Origin of the sequence: Streptomyces sp. TRM49041, assembly GCF_008271805.1 — a bacterium.
Lineage (GTDB): Bacteria > Actinomycetota > Actinomycetes > Streptomycetales > Streptomycetaceae > Streptomyces.
The window spans coordinates 1-5,144 of record NZ_VSRY01000071.1; the positions used below are offsets into that span (position 1 = coordinate 1).

A 5,144-nucleotide genomic window follows, 5' to 3' on the forward strand; every position below is an offset into this window, starting at 1 on the left:
ACATCGACGTGTCCGCCTCGCCCGTCGAGGCCGTCCTGCGCACCGACAGCCCGGACGGCGGCCGCCCGGCCCTCACCATCAACTGCGACGGCACGGATCTCCAGGTCACCGGACCCGACGGCGCGACGCTCGGCCGGACCGCCCTGACCAGGCCACCGACCACGCCTCGCATCCTCACCGTGGGCGAGTACGTCGAGGTATACGCCGACGGCGTCTTCGTGCTCTCCACCCTGAGCTACACGGGCCACCCCACCCCATGGACGACCATCACGCAGGGCGTTGACGGGCCCCGCCGGCATCCACACCACCCGCGGGAGTGGGTCTAATCGAACTCAACTCAGCTTCTTCATATGAAAGTTCGATCAGATCATACCTTTTTGTATGCCCTGCGTCCTCAATGGCGTTCTCTTGTCCCGAAAACCCGTGACGCGCGCCGCCGGTCGGCCAATATGGCGCTCCGTACGCCGTACTGCGATGCGAGGGACACCGCATGAGACTGACCGACATATCGCTGGACTGGCTGCTCCCGGGCGGTGTGATGCTCGTTGGGGCCGTGGCGGCGGTGGCGGTGCTCGCGCGCGGCAAGCGAGCCGCCGGTGAGAAGGCCGCGGCCGAAGACTCCTGGGAACGCAGCGAGGAACGCCGCCGACGAAAAGAGGCCATCTACGGAATCGCCTCCTACCTCCTGCTCTTCTGCTGCGCGGCCGTCGCGGCCGCGCTCTCGTTCCACGGTCTGGTGGGCTTCGGCCGCCAGAACCTCAATCTCTCCGGCGGCTGGGAGTACCTGGTCCCCTTCGGCCTCGACGGCGCCGCCATGTTCTGCTCGGTCCTCGCCGTGCGCGAGGCCAGCCACGGCGACGCGGCGCTCGGGTCCCGGCTGCTGGTGTGGCTGTTCGCCGGGGCGGCAGCCTGGTTCAACTGGGTGCACGCGCCGCGCGGCCTCGGCCACGACGGCGCCCCGCAGTTCTTCGCGGGGATGTCGCTCTCGGCGGCCGTGCTGTTCGACCGGGCGCTGAAGCAGACCCGCCGGGCGGCGCTGCGCGAGCAGGGCCTGGTGCCACGCCCGCTGCCGCAGATCCGCATCGTCCGCTGGCTGCGGGCCCCCCGCGAGACCTTCGCCGCCTGGTCGCTGATGCTCCTGGAAGGCGTACGCACCCTGGACGACGCGGTCGAGGACGTGCGCGAGGACCGGCGTGAGAAGCAGCAGAACCGGCGCCGCCGGCGCGAGCAGCAGAAGCTGGACCGGGCGAGGCTGCGCGCGTTCAACCGGCAGCACCGGGCCTGGGGAATCGGGCGCGGCGGCCGTCAGGTCGACGTGCAGAACCTGAACTCCGCATCGGGCTCCGCTCCGGCCGCCGTGGGCGCGTCCGTCGCGGAGCCCGCCATAGTCGAGCCAGGACAGCTGCCCCATCGCTCCCGGCCCTCCCTGCAGGCCGTGAAAGGGACTGAACCCCGCACGGTCGACCTGACAGCGGAGGACGACACCCAGGCCATTCCCCGCCTCGACTCCCTGGAGGAGAAGCTGAAGAGCCTGGAGCGGCAGTTCGGCTGAGGTCGCGGCCGTGCTGTCGCGCGGTGGGTCCGTCTGCGTCCGGCAGTCGGGCCCACCGGCGTTTCGCACCGCTCCTCGGCCGCAGCCCGGCGCCGGGGCCTACTCCGCCGGTTTCACGTCCGAGAGTTCGAACCACACCACCTTGCCCACGCTCTGCGCCTGCACCCCCCACGCGTCGGCGAGCGCCTGCACCAGCAGGAGCCCTCTGCCGTGCGTACCGTCGTCCGTGACGGGCACGTATGGATCGGGCAGTTCGGTGACGAAGTCCCGCACCTCCACCCGCAGCGCCGTCAGGCCCAGCGCCGCCGTGACGACCGCGCCGTGCTCGGTGTGGATCAGCGCGTTGGTCACCAGCTCGCTGGTGAGCAGCTCCGCCGTGTCGGCCGGGTCCGCCGCGATGCGGTGATGGAGTAACTCCCGCAGCGCACGCCTCACTTCCGCCACCGCCGTGAGGTCGCCGACCCCGACGTACCGTCGCAGCTGTGCGGCCGCGGGTATGCGGTCCCACCCGTTCACCATGGGTTCGACACCCGCCTGACGCCCACTCATAGCCCCCACCCTCCCCCTGGTTCCGGCTTCGCTCGACAGGGGGCATCCCCACGTCATCGGCTCGTCCCTCGAACAGGCTCACGGGATCCATGCCCCCGCTCTCCCGGAGTCACGCGTGCGAAGCACCGACGGACGGGCGCACAGAGGGGAGCAGTGGGGCACAGTGGGGTGTCAAGGTCGCGGGATGTTCCGCACGTTCGAGCGAGCCAGCTGGAGCATCCGGCCCACTCCGCCGTCCAGGACGATCTTGCTGGCGGAGAGTGCGAAGCCGGTCACCATCTCGGCGCGGATCTTCGGCGGGATGGAGAGCGCGTTGGGGTCCGTCACCACGTCCACCAGGGCGGGGCCCTTGTGTGCGAACGCCTTCTTGAGGGCGCCGGCCAGGTGTTTCGGCTTCTCGACGCGTTCGCCGTGGGCGCCCGCGGCGCGGGCGACCGCCGCGAAGTCCGGGTTGTGGTTGACCGTTCCGTACGGGGGCAGACCCGCGACGAGCATTTCCAGCTCGACCATGCCGAGCGAGGAGTTGTTGAACAGCACCACCTTCACCGGCAGGTCGTACTGGAGGAGGGTGAGGAACTCGCCCATCAGCATGGCGAAGCCGCCGTCGCCCGACAGGGACACGACCTGGCGGCCGGGGTGGGTCAGCTGGGCTCCGACGGCCTGCGGCAGGGCGTTGGCCATGGAGCCGTGGCTGAACGAGCCGAGGATCCGACGCCGCCCGTTCGGGGTGAGATAGCGGGCCGCCCACACGTTGCACATGCCGGTGTCGACGGTGAAGACCGCGTCGTCGTCGGCGAGTTCGTCGAGGACGGACGCCACGTACTCGGGGTGGAGGGGAGTCCGCTTCTCCACCTTGCGCGTGTACGCCCTGACGACGCCCTCGAGCGCGTCCGCGTGCTTCTTCAGCATCTTGTCGAGGAACCGCCGGTCCGTCTTGGGGCGCACGCGGGGCACGAGGCAGCGCAGGGTCTCGCGGACGTCGCCCCACACCGCGAGGTCGAGCCGGGAGCGGCGCCCGAGGTGCTCGGGCCGTACGTCGACCTGGACGATCCGGACGTCGTCCGGCAGGAAGGCGTTGTACGGGAAGTCGGTGCCCAGCAGGATCAGCAGGTCGCACTCGTGGGTGGCCTCGTAGGCGGCGCCGTACCCGAGCAGGCCACTCATGCCCACATCGAACGGATTGTCGTACTGAATCCATTCCTTGCCGCGCAGGGCGTGGCCGACGGGGGCCTTGACGCGTTCGGCGAACTGCATGACCTCGGCGTGGGCGCCGGCCGTGCCGCTGCCGCAGAAGAGGGTGACGCGGCGGGCGTCGTCGACCATGCGGACGAGCGCGTCGAGCTCGGCGTCGCCGGGGCGCACGGTGGGGCGCTCGGTGACGAGGGCGTGCGCCGTGGTCTTCTCGGGGGCGGGCTGGGCGGCGATGTCGCCGGGGAGGGACACCACGCTGACGCCGCCGCGGCCCACGGCGTGCTGGATGGCGGTCCGCAGGAGGCGGGGCATCTGCTGCGGGCTGGAGATCAGTTCGCTGTAGTGGCTGCACCGCTGGAACAGCTGGTCGGGGTGGGTCTCCTGGAAATAGCCGAGGCCGATCTCGCCGGACGGGATGTGCGAGGCGAGGGCGAGGACCGGGGCCATGGAGCGGTGCGCGTCGTACAGGCCGTTGATGAGGTGGAGGTTGCCGGGGCCGCAGGAGCCCGCGCAGGCGGCGAGGCGCCCGGTGAGCTGGGCCTCGGCCCCGGCCGCGAACGCGGCGCACTCCTCGTGCCGCACCTGGATCCAGTCGATGCCCGGGGTCCGGCGGACGGCGTCCACGACCGGGTTGAGGCTGTCGCCGACGACCCCGTAGAGGCGCTGGACGCCCGCGCGGACGAGGGTCTCGACGAACTGTTCCGCCACGTTCTGTCTGGCCATGGGTCCATCCACGCACGGCCCTCGCGGTTACGCCTCCCAGATGGCCACCGCCGTACGGTCATCGGCGTACCCCTTCACCCTGAGCTGGGCGTCGGCCAGGAACGCGGCCAGGCCGGGCGGCTGCTCGGCGGGCCCCCAGCGGGCGGCCAGCTCCTTCGCGAGCGCCGGCTCGGAGCGGACGGGCTCGGCGAACCCGGTGCTGGTGAGCAGGAGCGTGTCACCACTGCGGGCGACGGAGGCGCGGAAGCGGAAGGGCACGGCGGGCGGCGGCAGGGGGTCCTCGACATAGGGCGCGCCGGGGTGCGGGCCGACGCCGAGCCGCATCGTGAACCGGTCGCCCGCGGGCCCGGACTCCTCGCCGGCGCCCTGCGCCGCGGGCGGCGACCCGAACCCGAAGACGGCCTCGCCGGTGACGGTCCCCGGCTCGGGGAGGGGCGGCTCCAGGTCCTGCCAGGCGCCGTCCCGCAGCCGGAACAGGCCTCCCGCGCCGACGCCGAAGAAGACCCGCGTACGGCATCCGGGGTCGGCCGTCAGGAGGAGGCAGCGCAGGTCGGCGGTGTACGCGTCCTGGTCTACGCCCAGTTCGGCGGCGCGGGCGCGGAGCCTGCCGTACGCCCGGTCGATGAGCCGGTGCAGTCCGGACTTCAGGTCCTCGCGCCGCCCGGCGCCGATGTCCTGCGCGAGCCGGGCGTGGCTGCGGCCCACGGCCTCACCGATCCACCGGCACGCGTCACGGGCCGCGAGGTGCGAGCCCTCGCCGGCGCGGGTGCCGGTGGCGACGGCGACCAGCACCAGGAGCTCCTCCCCGCTGCCGAACCGTGCTGTCAGCAGGGCGTCCCGCCGCAGCTCCCCCCGGTACCGCGCCGAGTCCCCGCGCACCGAGGCGGCCCGCAGTGTGAACCCGCCGTATCCGGCGCCTTCCAGGACGGTGTCCGGCACCAGCTCGTCCAGCTCGTGGGCCCGGGCGAGCGGCAGCGCGGTCGGCTCGGCCTCGTAGGTGGGCGGCCCGTCCCCGACGTGCGGCGGGCTGAGCGGCGGACGCGGGTCGACACGGCCGCCGGTGGCGCGGGGGTGCGGAAGGGCCGGGGCCGGGGTCGCGGGCGCGGGCCCGGACGGCGGACGCAGCGGT

The 5,144-nt window shown here is 72.5% G+C and carries 4 protein-coding genes and 1 pseudogene; 2 read left to right on the top strand and 3 right to left on the bottom strand.

The genetic code is table 11. The annotated features are described in order from the left end of the window. Together FVS66_RS34820 and FVS66_RS05030 are read left to right on the top strand one after the other, a co-directional pair. Positions 1–326 (top strand): annotated as a pseudogene (locus FVS66_RS34820) (mucin-1); the annotation flags it as partial. 164 nt (positions 327–490) lie between these two features. Next, positions 491–1,552 (top strand): DUF2637 domain-containing protein, encoded by a 1,062-nt coding sequence (locus FVS66_RS05030; protein WP_149179772.1) that lies wholly within the window; start codon positions 491–493, stop codon positions 1,550–1,552. Positions 1,553–1,651: 99 nt separating this feature from the next. On the opposite strand, the gene FVS66_RS05035 is transcribed toward FVS66_RS05030, so the two are convergent. The 3 genes from FVS66_RS05035 to FVS66_RS05045 form a co-directional block, all read right to left on the bottom strand. Next, on the bottom strand, positions 1,652–2,101 hold the full coding sequence (locus FVS66_RS05035) for an ATP-binding protein (RefSeq protein ID WP_399224890.1): 450 nt from the start codon (positions 2,099–2,101) through the stop codon (positions 1,652–1,654). A gap of 171 nt (positions 2,102–2,272) precedes the next feature. Then, positions 2,273–4,015 carry a pyruvate dehydrogenase gene (locus FVS66_RS05040; protein ID WP_149179773.1) on the bottom strand — a complete coding sequence of 581 codons (1,743 nt, stop codon included), beginning with the start codon at positions 4,013–4,015 and terminating at the stop codon, positions 2,273–2,275. A 27-nt stretch (positions 4,016–4,042) separates the two neighbouring features. After that, positions 4,043–5,144: protein phosphatase 2C domain-containing protein (locus tag FVS66_RS05045; RefSeq protein ID WP_149179774.1), on the bottom strand; the 1,102-nt coding region annotated here is incomplete at its 5' end.